This is a genomic window from Streptomyces regalis (assembly GCF_001509475.1).
GTDB classification, from domain to species: domain Bacteria; phylum Actinomycetota; class Actinomycetes; order Streptomycetales; family Streptomycetaceae; genus Streptomyces; species Streptomyces regalis.
Genome location: NZ_LLZG01000232.1, coordinates 39,924 through 58,037 on the forward strand (window position 1 = coordinate 39,924; position 18,114 = coordinate 58,037).

Consider the following 18,114-nt stretch of genomic DNA (forward strand, 5'->3'; position numbering starts at 1 on the left):
CCCCATGGTCGTACCAGGGATTACGGCGTGACCTTCTCGATCTTCACGTTGCCCAGGCCCGCGACCGTGCCGCGCGCGTTCAGCAGCCGGACCTGGCCGAAGAACTCCCGGCCCTCAGGCGCCGCCGCCTGCGCGGTGACGCTGCCCGCGACGGTGGCCGAGTCGCCCGTGCCGAGCTTCACCGGCGACTCGTCGACCGTGACGGTGCCGAGCGAGGCGGAGAAGAACACGTCCAGGTAGTCGTACGCCGTCGAGCCGGCCGGCACCGCGTAGCCGATGACCTCGATGGTGTACGTCCCGGCGGCCGGGTTCGCGACCTTGACCGCCTCCTCCGAGTCACCGTCGGCGGAGCTGCCGACCTCGGTGCCGGCCGCGTCGCGGACGACCAGGTCGAGGTCCGTGGCGGCGTCGGAGACGTTGCCGATGGAGACGTCGAGCGACGTGGCGCCCGCGGGCACCTCGACCGTGGTGGTCTGCGTGGCGCCCTCGGCGATGGTCGGACGCGCCGTCTTCGACGAGCCGAGCGGGCCGCCGGCCAGCTTGCCGTCGATGGCGGCGTAGCTGTTGGTCACCTTCCAGGAGGCGGTGGCCGGGGTGCCGACCTTGGCCTCGGGGACGGTCACGGTCTCCGGGTCGAAGGCCGCGCCCAGGACGGTGACGTCCAGCTTGAACGGGTTGTCGAGCAGCGGCGACGTACGGCGCGACTCGACCTCGATCTCCCAGACGCCGGGCTGCGGGTCGGCGTAGGAACGCACGTCCGGCTTGCAGCCGTTGCCGCCGAGGTAGTTGTTGTAGCAGTTCGGGGTGCTCGTGGTGTCGGCCGGAACGCCGTACGGGTGGATGGCGATGAACCGGGTCTGGCTCTTGTCCTTCAGCCCGCCGATCGCCACCTCGAGCGACTTCGCGCCCTCGGGGACGGTCACGAAGTACGACTTGGTGCTGTTGCGCTGCACCGAACCGGACGCCGAGTAGGTGTACTTCAGCGGCGCCGTGACCACGACCGTGTTGAGGACCTGCTTGTCGATGCCCTCGGTGCGCGGGTCGTCGACCTCCAGGATCGCGCTCTTGATGCCGGCCGAGTACGGCTTGGCGGCGACCTGGACGGTGACCGGCTTGTTCAGGCCGAGGCTGATCTCGTCGGAGCCGACGATCCGGAAGGTGTCCCCGGCGTTGTTCTCGAAGTGCAGCTCGTGCCGGATCGCCTTGTCCGCGCCGGACGTACGCGTGATCGTGACGTCGTACGTCTTCTTCTGCCCGGCCTTGAGGCCGCCCTCGCGGTCGTAGACGCCCGTGCCGAAGCCCGGGGTCTTCAGGAACTGGTCGATCGCGGTGTCGACCGGGGCCTTGACCACGTAGTTATTGGGCTCAGCCTCGTGGGCGGTGGCGCCGTCACGGATCGAGTCCCAGGCGTCCTCGATGTTGATGAGGCCGGCACCCTCCTCGTACGCCTGAACACCCTTGATGTGGTCGGCGGTCGAGGTGAGAGCCGTGCGCAGCTTGGCCGGCGTCAGGGCGATGCCCTTCTGCTTGGCGGCGCTCAGCAGCAGCGCGGACGCGCCCGCCGCCTGCGGGGACGCCATCGACGTGCCCTGGAGCATGCCGTAGCCGGCCGGGAGCGAGTAGCCGGCCTCGGCGACCGGGGCGCCCGGCAGCCAGGTCTGGATGGTGTTGATGGCGGCGCCCGGGGCGACCAGGGTCGGGGTGAAGCCGCCGTCCTCACGCGGGCCGCGCGAGGAGAACGGCATCATCGCGTACGGCTTCTGCACGAGGGAGCCGTAGTTGGCGGCCCAGGTCTCCTTGGAGACGCTCGCGCCGACCGAGATGACCTTGTTGGACAGGGCCGGGTCGCCGATGGTGTTGGCGCCGGGGCCGGAGTTGCCGGCGGAGATGACGAGCTGGACGCCGTAGGTGTCGATGAGCCGCGTGTACAGCTCGGCGCGCGCGTTGTTGCCGTCGTTCAGCGCCGGGAGGCCGCCGATGGACATGTTGACGATGTCGACGCCGCGGTTGACGACGAGGTCGATCATGCCCTCGGTGAGCGCGACGTTGGTGCAGCCGCCGGTCCAGGTGCAGGCACGGGAGGAGACGAGCTTCGCGCCCGGCGCCTGGCCGTTCATCTTCCCGCCGAACAGGCCGTTGGCGGCGGTGATGCCGGCGACGTGCGTGCCGTGCTCGGACTCGATGACACCGACGTTGACGTAGTCGGCCTTGTCACCGGCCGCGTTGTAGACGACGTCCTTGCGGATCTCGACGACGAACGGCTGACGCTCGGCGACATCGGTCGCCGGGTTGTCGGTACCGAAGTATCCGACCTGGAAGCCGTCCTTGTACGGCTTCATCGCCTCGTCGTCGGTGAAGTCGTTGTTGTTGTTCAGGTCGACCCGGACGGTTCCGGCGGTCGCGTCGTAGAGGATTCCCCAGACGTCGGTGGTGTCGCCGTCGCGGTTGGCGTCGCCCTTGGCGTCACCGCCGGTGGTGGCCGCCTCGCGGAACAGGTTGAACTGGTAACCGCCCACGGGAGCCTGCCAGGTGGCGCCCGCGATGGTGAAGGTCGGGCCGGTGACCGGGTTGTTCATCCGCCGCCAGGTGGCGTCCTGGTCGTTGACGGGGTCGGTCGCGGTGACCCAGTCGATGATCTTCCGCTCGCCGGTGGTGGTCTTCTGCAGCGCGGGATGCGCCAGGTCCACACCGCTGTCGAGGATGCCGATGGTGATGCCGCGGCCGTCCGCCTTCGGGTGGTCCTCCACGAAGTCCACGGCGCCCGTCTCGAAGGACGGGTTGTACGGGTTCTCGGCCGGGGTCTTCTTGCCCGGGCCGGAGTACGAGGTCGCCGCGGCCGTCGACTTCTTCGTGTCGACGGCGGGGTCGTCCAGGGGGATCTCCTCGCGCAGGTCGATGCCGTGCACCGAGGAGAGCTTCGCGGCGGCGGCGATGGCCGAGTCGGCCTTGCCGGTGGGGACGGTGGCCCGGACGTAGCCGAGCTTGTCGTAGGTGCGGCCCACAGAGCCGACCGCGTCCAGCTGCTCGGCGACCTTCTCGGTCTGGCCGGGCGCGGTCGCGATCATCATCGTGACGTTCTTGTCGCCGTCGGCCTTGGCCTCGGCGAGCAGATCGGCGTCGTCCGAACCGAGCTTGTCATGCGCGGACTTGACGCTCGGGTCCGTCGCGGCGGGCGCGGGGTCCGCGGCCATGGCCATGGGTATCGGCCCGGCTGCGGAGAGCGCGGCGACGAGACCGGCGGCCACGGCTATGCGGGCCGCGCGTCTCGCGCCCGGTTTCGGTTCGCGCTGGGGGGTGAGGGTCATCGGCATCCCTTGTTGGTAAAGGAGCATGAGGCGTCCGGTATGCGACCCCGGACGACCGCACAGCCTTACGCAAGGGAAGGATGTTTGGGAAGAGTTGACCGAATCGAAACAGAGGGATGGGGGAAACCCCCTATGCAATTGGGGCGTGCAGCGTGAAAGGGGTAAGTCGCCCGCAAGCCGAATAATCGCCTGCCTGATGCGGCCCCAGCCGTTTAACGTCCGTACGTGCAGAAGAACTTGAGGGTGGCGGCCTACGCCATTTGCGTACGTGACGGGCAACTCCTCCTCGCGCGGTCCCCGGCGCCCGGCGGCGGCTTCGAGTGGGTCCTGCCCGGCGGCGGCATGGAGCACGGCGAGGATCCCTACGACACGGTCGTGCGGGAGGTGGAGGAGGAGACCGGCTACCTCGTCGAGCCGACCGGCCTGCTCGGCATGGACTCCGTCCACCGCCTCATCCCGGGCCGCCGCCTCCGCCCGGCCGTGGACCACCAGGGCCTGGGGCTGGTCTACGAGGCCCGGATCACCGGCGGCGAACTGCGTTACGAGACGAACGGCTCCACGGACATGGCGGCCTGGCATCCGCTCGACACTGTGCCCGACCTGACCCTGGTCCCCATGGTCGTGAAGGGGCTGGCGCTGTGGCGTGAGCGCCCGGCGACGGGACGGGTACCCCGGAAAATGAACACTGAGTGACCGCGTCCCGGCCGTTGAAGGAGCGGCCGTGGACGCGGAAGGTAGTCCAAGATCCACGTACGGTGATCGGCGCTGCCCGTTGCCGTCATGTTCATGCGCAGGTCATCCCCGGTGCCAACGATCCACAGTGAGCGGGAGGTTCGCTTCGGCGACCACCCGCGACCACTGCCGACGCGTTCGCACTCGGGGAGATCGCGCCATGTCGCGCATACGCTCTGTCGCCAGCTCCGCGCTGGGGATCCACCGCCGTTCCCTGCTCGCCGCCACCGGAGCGGTGACCCTCTCCGCCGGCGTCGGCTACGCCCTGCGGCCCACCGACAGCCAGGCCGTCACCACCACGAGCCCCGCGGGCGCACCGGGCGCCGACGCGGGCAACGCCGCCGCCGAGGCACCCGTCGGTGCCTCCCGCAAGCTGCCGGTCGCGCTCGCGCCGTACACCCGCGGCACCACCCTCACCTCGGTCGCCGCCCCGCGCGGCACCTCCGGCTACCGCCGGCTCGGCCACGGTCCCGGCTGGAAGCGGGTCGTCCGCGAGAACCTGGCGGCGGCCAAGTCGGGGCGCGAGAGGCGGCGTACGGCGCTCGCCGCCTTCGTCCAGCTCACCGACCTGCACCTGATCGACGCCCAGCACCCGCTGCGCCTTGAGTACCTGCGCTCGACCGACGTGCACGCCTGGCGGCCGCAGGAGGCGCTGACCGTGCCGGGCGCCGTCGCGCTCGTCGAGCGGATCAACGCGCTGCGGGGCGCCCCCGTCACCGGGGCCCCGTTCCACTTCGCCATGACCACCGGCGACAACACGGACAACAACGCCAAGTCCGAGCTGGAGTGGTTCCTGACGGTGATGAGCGGCGGCCGCGTCACCCCGAACACCGGTGACCCGCGCAGTTACGAGGGCGTCCAGAACAGCGGCCTGAAGCAGTACTGGCAGGCCGACGACAGCGTCCGCGACGCCGACAAGCAGCTCGGCTTCCCGCACATCGACGGCTTCCTCGCCGCCGCGATCCGCGAACTGCGCAGCCCCGGCCTGAACATCCCCTGGTACTCGACGGTCGGCAACCACGACGCGATGCCGCTCGGCACCTACGCCTCGCATGCCGACTCCTACCTCACCGACCTCGCCGTCGGCGGCAAGAAGCTGATGAACGTGTCGGCGGCCGACGCCAAGAAGCTCCAGGACTCCCTCAAGCAGGACAAGGACCCGAGGGGCACCGTCTTCAAGGACTTCCTCAAGGCCCACGCCCGCTCGATGCGCTCGGTCACGCCGGACGAGAGCCGGGCCCCGTTCACGCCCAGGGAGTATCTGCAGGCCCACCTGAACCCGGCGTTCCGGGGCCTCGGCCCGGTCGGCCACGGCTACTCGACGGCCAACCTGGACGCGAACACCCAGTACTACAGCTTCCGCATCGCCGACGACGTCATCGGCATCAGCCTCGACACCACCGACGCGGGCGGCCACTACGAAGGGTCCATCGGGGCGGCCCAGTTCAACTGGCTGGACCGCACGCTGCGCGACAACAAGGACTCGTACGCGATCATCTTCAGCCATCACACCAGCGAGACGATGGACAACCTGCGCCGCGACCCGGCCCGCCCGAACGAGCGGCGCGTGGGCGGCGCCGAGGTCGTCGAGCTCCTGGCCCGTCATCGCAACGTCCTGGCCTGGGTGAACGGCCACATCCACAAGAACGTCATCACCCCGCGCACCGGCTCCGGCGGCGGCTCCTTCTGGGAGATCTCCACCGCCTCCCACGTCGACTTCCCCCAACTCGCCCGGATCATCGAGGTGGCGGACAACAAGGACGGCACGATCTCGCTCTTCACCACCCTGATCGAGTCCTCGGCCCCGCACGCCACGGACTTCACGGACCTCTCCCAGACGGGCCTGGCCGCCCTCTACCGCGAGCTGTCCTTCAACGCACCGGGGGCGCGGACAACGCTGGCGGGCGACCGCAGGGACCGCAACACGGAGCTGGTGCTGAAGAAGGGCTGACCGCAAGCTGAGCTGCGGCGCAGAAAAGGTCGGTAATCGAGAGGACTCGGACATGAAGCGCCGTGTTCATCCGTACGTAACGTCCGTACCGCCTCATATCGGCTAACCCGCACTTCACGGGGGATGGCTTGATATGTGTGCAAGGCGGGTGATCGTGTGCGCGCGGAACACGGACTGCGTGTGCTGTCGGTCTACGACGGCTTCTTCTCCGGCGGAGCCCGGATCGTTCACAGCGATGTGGTGCTGGGGCTCATGGAGGGCGGCCAGCACCACCGGGTGCTGAGCATTCACGGCGAGGTGCACCGGGAGGCCACCCGGCAGCGGATGGAGGACGACGCCTGCTACCGGTCACTGACCGCGGCGGGGGCGGGCGTCACCTCGCTGGGCCGCGTCCAGGGAGGTGGTCGGATACCGGCCACCTTCAACGGGCCGGAGCTGGCCGAGACCGCGCGGGCCATGGCCGGGGCCGACGTGATCCTCTCCCTCAAGGAGCAGCCGCTGGCCCTCCTCAACCAGGCGGGCCTGCCGCGCCGCCCGGTCGTGGTCTGTCTGCACCGCTCGGACCCGGAGAACCAGGGCTCGTCCCTGGCCGACCTCAAGGCCGCCGTCGCCGACGGCACGGTGGCCGCCTGTGTCTGCTGCGCGGAGTCGACGCGGGCCGCGTACGAGGCGGCCGGCATCCCGTCCGACCTGCTCCACGTGATCCCGAACGGCGTGGACCTGCTCCGCTTCCGCCCCGACCCGGCCCGTCGGCTGGCCCTGCGCACGGACCTCGGCATCGACCACCCGGCGCCGGTGGTGGTCTACGCCGCCCGCTACGACGCGATGAAGAACGTCCCCCTCTTCCTGCGGGCCGCCGCGGCCTGGCTGCGCCGCACCCCGAACGGTCACGTCCTGATGTGCGGCGCCGGCATGACGGCGGCCAACTCGGAGCTCGACGCCGACATCCGGGCCGCGCTCGGGCACAGGCACGACAGGCGCCGCCTGCACCTCCTCGGCGTCCGGCGCGACATGGAGACCGTCTACGCCGGTGCCGACGTCGTCGCCCTCACCTCGACCTGGGGCGAGGCGGCGCCCCTGTGCCTGATCGAGGGCATGATGTGCGGGGCCGTGCCCGTGACCACCGACGTCGGCGACAGCGCGGCGATCGTGGCCGGGCGCGGAATCGTCACGGCACCGCACCCCGAGGTGATCGCCCGCGCCTGGACGACCGCGGTCGTCGACCGCGCCGCCTACGCCCCGGCCCTGGCCGCGAGCCGCGAGCTCTTCAGCCGCACCCGCATGATCGCCTCCTACGCGGCCCTCATCGACCGTCTGCACGCGGGGTCGGCGCGTCCTGCCCTGCAGGAGCCGCACTGACGGGAGCCGCACTGACGGGGGTCGCCGGACCGCCGCCGAGCCCTCGCGGCATCAGGCCCCCACACTCCTCGATCGCCCCGCGGAGATGCCGTACCGCTTCGCGCACCGCGCCGTCCGCGAGGTTGCCGTAACCGAGGACCAGGCCGTGGTCGGCGTGGTCCTCGGTGGCGTGGTAGGCGGTGAGGCCGGCGATGCGCAGTGACCGGGCGGCTGCCGCGGTGACCACGGCTGCGGTGTCCACGGTGGGCGGCAGGCGGAGGATGAGGTGGAGGCCGGCCGCGATGCCGGAGACCGGGGCACCGGGCAGCTGGTCGGCGAGGGCTTGGACGAGTGCGTCGCGGCGGTTGCGGTACCGCTTCCGGCAGGCGCGGAGATGGCGGTCGTACGCACCCGACTCCAGCAGTTCGGCGAAGGCGAGCTGGTCGAGCGTCGGGGGCTGGGTCGCCGTCTGGTCGGACCGGTGCAGGTACCGGGTCCAGCGGGGCGGTGCCACGAGCCACCCGATGCCGAGCGCCGGGGACAGTATCTTGCTGAGCGACTTGAACAGGACCACGCGAGACGGGTCCATTCCTTGCAGTGCCGCGACCGGACGACGGTCGTAGCGGAACTCCGCGTCGTAGTCGTCCTCCAGTACGACGCCGTCCACCTGGCGAGCCCACCGCAGCAGGGCGGCGCGCCGCTCGGGGGCGAGCACGCTGCCCAGCGGGAACTGGTGCGCCGGGCTCGTCAGCACGGCCCGAAGGCCGGCGTGTCCGGCGAGTTCGTCGACGCGCAGACCCCCGCCGTCCGTGCGCACGGGCACCGGGTCCAGACCGGCGGCGCGGATCACCTCGCGCAGCCGCGTCCAGCCCGGTTCCTCACAGCCGACCGCGGTGATGCCGTCGGTGCGCAGGGCGTGGCAGACGCGCCGTACTCCGTCGGTCACGCTCGTGCACACCATCACGTCCTCCGGGGGCGCCACGACGCCGCGGGAGCGGCCCAGGTACGCGACGAGCGTGCGCCTCAGCCGGAGGTGACCGCCGGGCGGCGGGTAGCCGAACTCCGTGAACGCCGTGGTGGTCACCTGTGCCCGTACGGCCTCGGCCCACCGGCGGCGCGGAAACGCGCGCAGGTCCGGCAGACCCGGCCCGAGGTCGAAGCGAGCCTCGGGAGCCTGGCGCGGTGCGCGGCGCCCCGAGCCGGCGTCCAGGGCGTTCGTCCAGCGCACCCGGGTGGCTGAGCCGGTCTGCGCCTCCAGATATCCCTCGGCGATGAGCTGGCTGTACGCCTCGGTGACCGCCCAGCGCGAACAGCCGAGGTCGCCGGCGAGCTGCCGACTGGGCGGCAGGGCGGTGCCGACCTCGATCCGCCCGTCCCTGATCGCCGTACGCAGCGCCCGCTTCACCCGCTCGTGCAGCGGACTGTCACCGGGCTGCCCCAGCTGAAGCAGAAGGTCGCCCGCCAAATTGGTCTGTGATTCCCGCATGCCATTGGACGGTATCAGCGAGCCATTGCTGGCTACCTTCGATACATCGACACATCGACGCGTGCGTGTATGTGAAGGAGGCCGTCGTGGCTACAGTGAGGCGCTCGGTGCCGATCCAGGACCAACACCAGTTGTTCCGCGGCGTGTTCGAGGACTGGCAGACCAGGGCCGGCGCCCTGTCGGCCCTGCCGGACGCACCGGTCGTGCCGGACGACACGCGGCAGGGGCAGACCACGTGGCGTCGGCTGCGGACCCATTTCGCACGGACTGCGGGAGCCCGCCGGGCCGTTGCCATCGACGACATGGAGCTGGTGCTGCAGAAGGGCTGAATACGCCTCAACTGCCGTACGGTGCCTCAACCTTCGACGTATGTCTCTGGTCTGTCCCCTCGATTCGATCGAGCCGAGTGCTGCATGGGGGAAGACAGATGACCGTACGAACGACGACGACGGCGGCGATGACGGTGGTGGCGCTGTCGATGGCTTTGGCGGGACCGGCGGTAGCGGCGCCGGCCGGCAGGGGCGACGGCCACGAGGCCACCCGCCGGGCTTTGCAGGCGGCCGTTGCCGACGGTGTGCCCGGGGTGACGGCGGCGGTGCAGGACGGTCGCCGTGGCTGGTCGGCGACGGCGGGCGTGGGTGACCTGGAGACAGGGAAGCCGCGCTCGCCGCAGGACCGTTACCGGGTCGCGAGCATCACCAAGACCTTCGTGGCGACGGTGCTGCTCCAGCTGGAGGCGGAAGGGCGGCTGTCGCTGGACGACACGGTGGAGGAGTGGCTGCCGGGAGTGGTCCGGGGCAACGGCCACGACGGCAGCCGCATCACCCTGCGCCAACTCCTCAACCACACCAGTGGCATCTACGACTACCTGACGGACCCGACCTTCCAGCAGACGTACATGGCGGCGGAAGGCTTCCTGGAACACCGCTACGACCAGAAGGAGCCCGAGTACTTCATCGCCATCGCCATGACCCACGAGCCGCATTTCCCGCCGGGCACTTCGTGGAGGTACTCCAACACCAACTACGCGCTGGCCGGCCGGGTGATCGAGAAGGCGACCGGCAACAGTTACGGCGACGAGATCCGCCACCGCATCATCGACCCCCTGCACCTGACGGCCACGTCGGTCCCCGGCACCCGGGTCACCCTTCCCCGGCCCAGCAGCCGCGCCTACTCCAAGCTGGCCAGGACGGCGACGGGCCCGACGTACGACGTCACCGAACTGAACCCCCGGCTGGCCTACGGCTCGGGCGAGATGATCTCCAGCTCGGCCGACCTGAACCGCTTCTATACGTCCCTGCTCCGCGGCAGGCTGCTCCCGCCCGAGCAGCTGAAGGAGATGAAGACGACGGTCAGCTCCAGGGGCACCAACGGCTACGGCCTGGGCCTCGTCGAACGCAAGCTCAGCTGCGGCGTCCACGTCTGGGGCCACGACGGCGGCATCCACGGCTCGAACTCGGATGCGGTGACGACGGAGGACGGGCGCCACGCCCTGGCGTTCAACTTCAACGGGGACTGGTCGGGGGACAGCGACGCGGTGGTGGAGGCGGAGTTCTGCGGCAGGTGACCGTCGTGCGCCGCGCGCCGATTGTCTTGATCCGGCTCAACCGGCGTGCGGCGCCTCAACCTTGGCAGACAACCCGGAGTCTCCCTCCCTGATCACGCTCCACATGAGCGGCAACAGCGATGACCAGGGGGAACAAGACATGACCGTACGGACGACCCGCACGACGGCGGTGGCGGCGACGGCAGTGGCATTGTCAGTGGCCCTCGCGGCCCCCGCGCTGGCGGCGACGCCCGCCGAAGCCGGCCACGACGCGACCCGCAAGGCCATCGAGGCCGCGGTGGACGCGGGCGTGCCCGGAGTGACGGCGACCGCGCAGGACGGCCGGAGCACCTGGTCGGCGACGGCAGGCGTCGGCAACCTCAAGTCGGGCAAGCCGCGTTCGGCGCAGGACCGCTACCGGGTGGGCAGCATCACCAAGACCTTCGTGGCGACGGTGCTGCTCCAGCTGGAGGCGGAGGGCAGGCTGTCGCTGGACGACACGGTGGAAGAGTGGCTGCCCGGCCTGGTGCAGGGCAACGGCCATGACGGCAGCCGGATCACTCTGCGCCAACTCCTCAACCACACCAGCGGCATCTTCAACTACACGGCGGACGAGGACTTCGGTCGCACGTACTTCCTCAAGGACGGCTTCTTCGAGCACCGCTACGACACGAAGAAGCCCGGGGAACTGGTCGCGCTCGCCATGACCCACAAGCCGGACTTCGAGCCGGGAACGTCCTGGAACTACTCCAACACCAACTTCGTGCTCGCCGGAATGGTGATCGAGAAGGCCACGGGCCGCCCGTACGGCGACGCGATCCGCGACCGCATCATCAAGCCCCTGCACCTGACCGCCACATCGATCCCCGGCACCCGCGTGACGGTGTGGCAGCCCAGCAGCCGGGCCTACTCCAAGCTGGCCGAGACGGCGACGGGCCCGACGTACGACGTCACGAAGATCAACCCGTCCATCGCCTACGCGGCCGGCGAGATGATCTCGAACTCCACCGACCTCAACCGCTTCTACACGGCCCTCCTGCGCGGCAAGCTCCTCCCGCGCGAGCAACTGACCGAGATGACCACGACCGAGCCCGTCAACGAGGCCATCGGCTACGGCCTCGGCCTGATGAAGACCGAGCTGAGCTGCGGCGTCACCGTCTGGGGCCACGGTGGCGGCATCCACGGCTCCATATCCGAGGCGGTCACGACGAAGGACGGCAGCCGGTCCCTGGCCTTCAACCTCAACGGTGACTGGTCGGGGGACACGGGGGCGGTGATCGAGGCGGAGTTCTGCGGGAAGAAGCCGGCGAAGGCCGGTGACCGAGCGGGCTCGGACACGAAGCACCGAGTTGATGCGGGAGTGAGGTTCGCACCGCCCCGTATCGGCTGACCGACATCAGGCCGCACAGCTCGCCATCGGGCGGCGCGTGAGCAACGGCGGCCGCTACCGCCACTACCCGATCGTGGGCGGCGCACTGGCCACGGCGGGTGCCCTGGCTCTGCTCACGCTCGATGTCGGCACGACCGCGGGTGCGGCCTCGGTTTATCGGCGGCTCGCTCGGCGTCGCGGTCCTCGGCTCCGTCTACGCGAACCGTCTCACCGCCACCGCCACCGTCACAGATCGGCTCGGCGTCGAGGGGAAGCGGTTGACGGGCGGGGAGCTCACGCCCGCGCGCCGGGCAGTGCCGCTGCGGGGCACTGCCCAGCGAACCAAGCCGCCGACGACATGAGGAGGGGCCGCCCGGACTGTCCGGCCCGGCGGCCCCTCCTCTCCCCTCCTGGTGCTGCCTTCCCGGTCCGTCACTGCCGGGGCAGCACCACGACATACGCGGCCGGATCGCGGTCCGCCGCCGCCATCAGGGCCGTACGGACCACCGCCGCCTGCTGCTCCATCGCGTCCCGGAGCTTCTTCGGGGTGATGTACACGACCGTGATGCCCAGGCGCTCCAAGTGCTCGCGCTTGCGGGCGTATTCGGACCACAGCGCGTCGTCGTCCTGCCGTTGGCCTTGGCGGGGCGCGCGGGTGTCCAGCTCGACCGCCACCGCCTGCTCCGGCCAGTACGCGTCCAGGCCGCCGAGGTGAGGGCCGCCGGGCAGGCGCAGGTCGACGTTCCAGACGGGGTCGGGGAGGGCGTAGTCGCGGACCATCTCGTACAGGCGGTCCTCCGCGATGGCGCGGCCCTCGGCGAGCAGGGAGTCCACCGCGTCCACCACGTGCGGGCGGGACAGGAGCTTCGCCTGGTTCAACTCCCGTACCACCGATGCCGGTTCGCAGTGGCTGCCGCGGACGGCTTCCGTCAGCAGCCGGCGTACGGCGCTCGCGTCCGTCAGTTCGGCCACCGCGTCGGCCAGGGCGCGCGGGACCGGGGCCACCGGGAGGCCTGTCACCTGCTGCGGGGTGGGGAGCGCGGAGGTGCGCAGGATGCGGGCGCAGCCCGTGGAGCGCAGCCGGCGCATCCGGGGGACCAGGACGTCGATCTGGTCCAGCGCGGTGAGCGGCGGCGTGGCGGAGAAGCCGTGCAGGGTCAGCGCCGCGAGGCCCGTGATCACCGCGTCGGGGTAGGCGGGGGCGTGTCCCTCGCCGGCGTTCGGCTGGGACGGCACCCCCGGCGACCGTTCCCGCGCCGCGTACATCAGCACCGCGTGCAGGCGCTCCTCGCTGGTCGGCGGGCCGGGGTGGAGCAGGAAGACGCCGGGGAGGAACTGCTGCCAGGGGCCGCCGGGGCGGCACTGGTCGTTCATCTCGGCGGGCGAGATGCCGTGCGACTTCAGCTGTGCGGTCGTCATGACACGGCGGTGCACCTCGGAGAGGTGACGCAGGGGGCGGGGGGAGAGCGGGGGGAGCGGGGCGTTGTGGTTCATGACCCGGAGGTTCCCGCGTCTCGTCCGCCCTTTAACCGCTGTTACACGCCCGTCGACAAAAACGGACAACCCGGCACTAAAGGACGGGTGTTCGGATGCCGAGTAGGCACGGAAAACCCCTGGTCCGTTCGGGTTGGACCAGGGGTTACGGCTGCTATTGCCTGAATTCCGTAACGGTCACGGAGGGCCGTGATCGTTGGCCAAAGGTCTTATGCGGTTGACGCCGCCGCGTCGCACGCCTGCCCCCGCAGCCCCCGCGCCAGGTCGTCCCGCGCCTCCAGCACCAGCCGCCGCAGCGCCGGCGCCGCGTCCTCGTGGGCCGCGAGCCACGTGTCCGTCGCGTCCAGCGTGGCCTGCGACTGCTGGAGCCCCGGGAACAGGCCCTGGACCACGTCCATGCCGATCTGGATCGACCGCTCGGCCCACACCCGCTCGATCGCCGCGAAGTACTTGTCGGCGTACGGCGCGAGCAGCTCCCGCTGCGACGGCTGGGTGAAGCCCGCGATGGTCGCCGCGACCAGCGCGTTGGACAGCGCGTCGGACTCGACGACCTGCGCCCAGGCCTGCGCCTTCACCGCCGCCGACGGCCGGGCGGCGAGGCAGCGGACCTGGTGACGCTTGCCGGAGGCGGTATCGTCGCGGGCCAGTTCGGCGGCCAGCATCGACTCGTCCGCCACGCCGTGCTCGGCCAGCGGCCCCAGGAACGCCCAGCGCAGCTCCTGGTCGACGTCCAGCCCCTCGATCTTCTCCGTGCCCTCCAGCAGCCCCCGCAGCAGCCCCAGGTCCTCCGACTCCGACGCCACCGACGCGAAGAACCGCGCCCACGCCAGCTGTTGCTCGCTGCCCGGCGCGGCGGCCCGCAGCTCCCGCAGCGCGCCCTCGGCGAGCAGCTGTCCGCCGGTCGGCCGCCACTCGGGCATCACATAGTTGACCAGCGACGAGCTCGCCCACGCGTGCAGCATCTGCAGCACGCCGATGTCGGATTCGCGCCCCGCGAACCGCAGCACCAGGCCCACGAAGTCCCGCGCCGGCAGCAGCGCGTCCCGCGTCATGTTCCACAGCGCCGACCAGCACAGGGCGCGGGCCAGCGGGTCGGTCAGCGAGCCCAGGTGCTCCCGCAGCGTCGCCAGTGACGTCTCGTCGAAGCGGGTCTTGCAGTACGTCAGGTCGTCGTCGTTGACCAGCACCAGCTCCGGCGCCTCGACGCCCGTCAGCTCCGCCACGACCGTCCGCGGACCGGCGACGTCCACCTCGGCCTGCGCGTACCGCTCCAGCGAGCCACCGGTGCCGCGCCGGTACAGGCCCACCGCAACGCGATGCGGACGCAGCTCGGGGTGGTCCGCCGGGGCAATAGCAGCCGCTTCCTGGAGCACCGCCAGCTCGTCGATCCGGCCCTCCGCGTCCAGCAGCACCTGCGGAGTCAGCGAGTTCACACCCGCCGTCTGCAGCCAGGAACGCGCCCACGCGCCCATGTCCCGCCCGCTGGTCTCCTCCAGCACCGACAGCAGGTCATCGAGGCGCGTGTTGCCGTACGCGTGCCGCTTGAAGTAGCGCCGCGCGCCCTCCAGGAACGCGTCCTGGCCGACGTACGCCACGAGCTGCTTCAGGACGGACGCACCCTTGGCGTAGGTGATGCCGTCGAAGTTGAGCTTCGCGTCCTGCAGGTCGCGGATGTCCGCCGTGATCGGGTGCGTGGAGGGCAGCTGGTCCGCGCGGTACGCCCACGCCTTGCGGCGGTTGGCGAAGGTGATCCAGGCGTCCTTGAAGCGGGTCGCGCCCACGTTCGCGAAGGTGCCCATGAAGTCCGCGAAGGACTCCTTCAGCCACAGGTCGTCCCACCACACCATGGTGACCAGGTCGCCGAACCACATGTGCGCCATCTCGTGCAGGACGACGTTCGCCCGGCCCTCGTACGACGCCCGCGTCACCTTCCCGCGGAAGATGTACTCCTCCCGGAACGTCACCATCCCCGGGTTCTCCATCGCGCCGAGGTTGTACTCGGGCACGAACGCCTGGTCGTACTTCCCGAAGGGGTACGGGTAGTCGAAGTGCTCGTGGAAGAAGTCCAGGCCCTGCTTGGTGACCAGGAAGATGTCGTCGGCGTCGAAATACGGGGCCAGGCCCTTGCGGCACATGGCGCCGAGGGGGATCTGAAGCGTCGTGCCGTCGGCGAAGGTGCGGGAGTAGGAGTCCGTGACGTAGTGGTACGGGCCCGCCACGACACAGGTGATGTAGGTCGAGATCGGCTTGGTCTCGGCGAACTGCCAGATCCCGTCCGTCAGTTCACCGAGGCCGTTGCTCCACACCGTCCACTCCTCCGGCGCCCGCACCTCGAAGCGGAACGGGGCCTTGAGGTCCGGCTGCTCGAAGTTCGCGAAGACACGGCGGGAGTCGGCCGGCTCGTACTGGGTGTAGAGGTAGACCTCGCCGTCCTCGGGGTCGACGAAGCGGTGCAGGCCCTCGCCGGTGCGGGAGTAGGCGCACTGGGCGTCGACGACGAGTTCGTTGTCGGCGGCGAGGTCCTCCAGGGTGATCCGCGAGCCGTCGAAGACCTCGCTCGGATCCAGATCCTTGCCGTTGAGGGAGACGGCCGTCACACTCGGCGCGATCAGATCCGCGAAGCTGGTGGCGCCGGGCTCGGCGCAGCGGAAGCGGATCGTGGTGACCGAGCGGAAGGTGCGCGGGCCCTCGCCGTCGCCGCCCGCGTCACCGATGGCGGAACGCACGTCGAGGGATACGTCGTACCCGTCAACGGCCAGCAGGGCGGCCCGCTCCCGGGCCTCGTCACGGGACAGATTCTCACCGGGCACGGGTGCCACTCCCTCGGGTGGTGTTCAGTATGCGGACAGCCCTGATCCTGCCATGCGCTCCTGACCCGCGGCACCGGGGAATGGCCGGGCGAGCAGTGGTGTTCCCCCAGACGTTGCGCGGACCCACGCCTGCCTCATGAGGAGAGACATGTCTGAGAAGACCCCCGTCGACTTCTGGTTCGATCCGCTGTGCCCCTGGGCCTGGATGACCTCGCGCTGGGTGCTGGAGGTGGAGAAGGTCCGCGACATAGAGGTGCGCTGGCATCTGATGAGCCTGGCCGTCCTCAACGAGGACAAGCTCGACGAACTGCCCGAGCAGTACCGCGAACTGCTCGAGACCAAGGCGTGGGGCCCTGTCCGGGTCGTCATCGCGGCACAGGAGGAGCACGGCGCCGAGGTGCTCGGCGACCTCTACACCGCGCTCGGCACCCGCTTCCACAACAAGGATGAGGGCTCCGGCAAGGAGACCGTCGCCGCCGCCCTGAAGGACGTCGGCCTGCCGGACTCCCTCATGGAGCACTGGGACGGCACCGCCTACGAGCCGCAGCTGCGCGCCTCCCACAAGGAGGGCATCGACAAGGTCGGCCAGGAGGTCGGCACCCCGGTCATCGCCGTCCCCGGCGCCGACGGCGAGCAGATCGCCTTCTTCGGCCCGGTCGTCACCCCCGCCCCCAAGGGCGAGGACGCCGCGAAGCTGTGGGACGGCACCCTCGCCGTGGCCTCCGTGCCGGGCTTCTACGAGATCAAGCGCACCCGGACCAAGGGGCCGGACTTCAGCAACCTGTAGAGGGGTCATGCCGGTTCGGTGGCGGTGGCCTGGATCTTCAACTCCTCCGGGAGCAGGCCGCCGTCGCGCTGCTTGTGCCATGGCTGGTACCACCGGCAGCCCTCGCCGGTGCAGCGCCACAGGTCTCCACGGTCCGCCTCGACCGCTTCCAGTTCCTTGGGGGTGAGCGGCCTGAACACCTGCGTGCCGCTGCCGTGACATGTCGGGCAGTGCTTGTCCCGGAAAAACATCAGCCCCTCCTCGCCATCACCGCCAGATCGGGGAAGTCGGTCACCACCGCGTCGACCCCCATCCCGTAGTACAGCGCGTACTCCGCGAACGCGTCCCCGAAATCGTTCGCTCCGCTACCGCGCCGCAGGTCCGCCGGCAAAAACTGGTTCTCCGCCCGGAAGGTGTACGGCCCCACACGCAGCCCCGCCGCATGGGCGTCCGCGAGGACCGGGGTGCCGACCAGCGACGACTTGTCCGGCCCGATCCAGTCCGCGTACCCGGCGATCCGCGCCAGCCCCGCCGGCGTCATCATGTCCTTGTACGTCGTCGGATCACCGGCCAGGACGAGGTCGTAGGGCCCACCCGTCGTCCCCAGCGCCTGCCACAGCGGCACCCCCAGCCGCTCCGCCGCGATCCGTTTCAGGCTCGTCGGCTCGAAGGACTGCACGACGCACTCGCGCCGGCCGAGGCGGCACCGGCGGATCACCTCCGCCAGCTTCGGCTCCAGGGGCAGACCCAGCCCGCGGAAGTACGTCGGGTGCTTGGTCTCCGGGAAGACGGCGATCGTGCGGCCGTACGCCTTCGACAGCCTGCGCGCCAGGTCGACCACCTCCTGGAAGGTGAGCACCTCCTCACGGCCGTCGAACACGGTGTTGCGGTTGCGGACCAGCGGCAGGCGCTCCACCGCCCGCAGCGTCTTCAGCTCCGCCAGCGTGAAGTCCTCCGTGAACCAGCCGGTCACCGACCGCCCGTCCACCGTCTTCGTCGTACGGCGGTCCGCGAACTCCGGGTGGGACGCCACGTCCGTCGTCTGCGAGATCTCGTTCTCGTGCCGGACGACGAGTACATGGTCCTTGGTCGGCACCAGGTCCGGCTCTATCCAGTCGGCGCCGGTCTGCACGGCGTACGTGTACGAGGCCGCCGTGTGCTCCGGGCGCCAGCCGGCGGCGCCGCGATGGCCGATGACGAGCGGCCGCCCCGGTGGGCGGGAGCCGGCGGCCGCCGCAGCCGTCGCGGGTACGGCCGCGGCCGCCGTGGTGCCGGCGGCCGCGAGCAGCAGGGATCTACGTTTCGGATGCATACAAC

14 protein-coding genes are annotated in these 18,114 nt (G+C 70.5%); 8 read left to right on the top strand and 6 right to left on the bottom strand.

The genetic code is table 11. The features are described 5' to 3' along the window. Window positions 1-20: 20 nt before the first annotated feature. Window positions 21-3,305: a S8 family serine peptidase gene (locus ADL12_RS24115; protein WP_062705113.1), complete on the bottom strand. Its 3,285-nt coding sequence runs from the start codon at window positions 3,303-3,305 to the stop codon at window positions 21-23. Between the two features lie 225 nt (window positions 3,306-3,530). Here ADL12_RS24115 and ADL12_RS24120 point away from each other — a divergent pair, with 225 nt between their 5' ends. The 3 genes from ADL12_RS24120 to ADL12_RS24130 all read left to right on the top strand — a co-directional run bounded on the left by ADL12_RS24120 (window position 3,531) and on the right by ADL12_RS24130 (window position 7,347). Continuing rightward, a complete protein-coding gene (locus tag ADL12_RS24120) occupies window positions 3,531-3,998 on the top strand; it encodes an NUDIX hydrolase (protein WP_062705056.1) in 468 nt (155 codons plus the stop codon). Between the two features lie 199 nt (window positions 3,999-4,197). Beyond that, complete coding sequence (locus ADL12_RS24125; protein ID WP_062705058.1) at window positions 4,198-5,988, top strand: TIGR03767 family metallophosphoesterase; 1,791 nt, start codon at window positions 4,198-4,200, stop codon at window positions 5,986-5,988. Window positions 5,989-6,168: 180 nt separating this feature from the next. After that, complete coding sequence (locus tag ADL12_RS24130) at window positions 6,169-7,347, top strand: glycosyltransferase (RefSeq protein WP_062705115.1); 1,179 nt, start codon at window positions 6,169-6,171, stop codon at window positions 7,345-7,347. On the opposite strand, the gene pdxR is transcribed toward ADL12_RS24130, so the two are convergent. Next, window positions 7,292-8,812: a MocR-like pyridoxine biosynthesis transcription factor PdxR gene (pdxR, locus tag ADL12_RS24135; RefSeq protein ID WP_062705060.1), complete on the bottom strand. Its 1,521-nt coding sequence runs from the start codon at window positions 8,810-8,812 to the stop codon at window positions 7,292-7,294. The genes ADL12_RS24130 and pdxR overlap by 56 nt on opposite strands. 86 nt (window positions 8,813-8,898) lie before the next feature. Between pdxR and ADL12_RS24140 the strand changes: the two genes are divergently transcribed. From ADL12_RS24140 to ADL12_RS55665, 4 genes are all read left to right on the top strand, one after another. After that, entirely contained in the window at window positions 8,899-9,141 is a 243-nt protein-coding gene (locus tag ADL12_RS24140) for a hypothetical protein (protein ID WP_159053266.1), read from the top strand. 98 nt (window positions 9,142-9,239) lie between these two features. Next, entirely contained in the window at window positions 9,240-10,379 is a 1,140-nt protein-coding gene (locus ADL12_RS24145) for a serine hydrolase domain-containing protein (RefSeq protein WP_062705065.1), read from the top strand. Window positions 10,380-10,518: 139 nt separating this feature from the next. Next, on the top strand, window positions 10,519-11,748 hold the full coding sequence (locus ADL12_RS24150) for a serine hydrolase domain-containing protein (RefSeq protein WP_107120010.1): 1,230 nt from the start codon (window positions 10,519-10,521) through the stop codon (window positions 11,746-11,748). 122 nt (window positions 11,749-11,870) lie between these two features. Continuing rightward, window positions 11,871-12,089: a hypothetical protein gene (locus tag ADL12_RS55665; RefSeq protein WP_208614607.1), complete on the top strand. Its 219-nt coding sequence runs from the start codon at window positions 11,871-11,873 to the stop codon at window positions 12,087-12,089. A gap of 70 nt (window positions 12,090-12,159) precedes the next feature. Here ADL12_RS55665 and ADL12_RS24155 read toward each other — a convergent pair whose 3' ends face one another. Together ADL12_RS24155 and pepN are read right to left on the bottom strand one after the other, a co-directional pair. Next, window positions 12,160-13,221, bottom strand: a complete 1,062-nt coding sequence (locus ADL12_RS24155; RefSeq protein ID WP_062705067.1) for a hypothetical protein — start codon at window positions 13,219-13,221, stop codon at window positions 12,160-12,162. A gap of 209 nt (window positions 13,222-13,430) precedes the next feature. Then, window positions 13,431-16,031, bottom strand: coding sequence for an aminopeptidase N (gene pepN / locus ADL12_RS24160; protein WP_062705069.1), 2,601 nt, complete (start codon window positions 16,029-16,031; stop codon window positions 13,431-13,433). A 148-nt stretch (window positions 16,032-16,179) separates the two neighbouring features. Here pepN and ADL12_RS24165 point away from each other — a divergent pair, with 148 nt between their 5' ends. Further along, entirely contained in the window at window positions 16,180-16,818 is a 639-nt protein-coding gene (locus tag ADL12_RS24165) for a mycothiol-dependent nitroreductase Rv2466c family protein (RefSeq protein ID WP_062705072.1), read from the top strand. 5 nt (window positions 16,819-16,823) lie between these two features. Here the strand turns inward: ADL12_RS24165 and ADL12_RS24170 are convergent, their stop codons facing one another. Then, window positions 16,824-17,048 (bottom strand): hypothetical protein, encoded by a 225-nt coding sequence (locus ADL12_RS24170; RefSeq protein WP_062705074.1) that lies wholly within the window; start codon window positions 17,046-17,048, stop codon window positions 16,824-16,826. Next, window positions 17,048-18,109, bottom strand: coding sequence for a glycerophosphodiester phosphodiesterase family protein (locus ADL12_RS24175; RefSeq protein ID WP_062705077.1), 1,062 nt, complete (start codon window positions 18,107-18,109; stop codon window positions 17,048-17,050). The genes ADL12_RS24170 and ADL12_RS24175 overlap by 1 nt, the downstream gene beginning before the upstream one ends. Window positions 18,110-18,114: the final 5 nt, after the last annotated feature.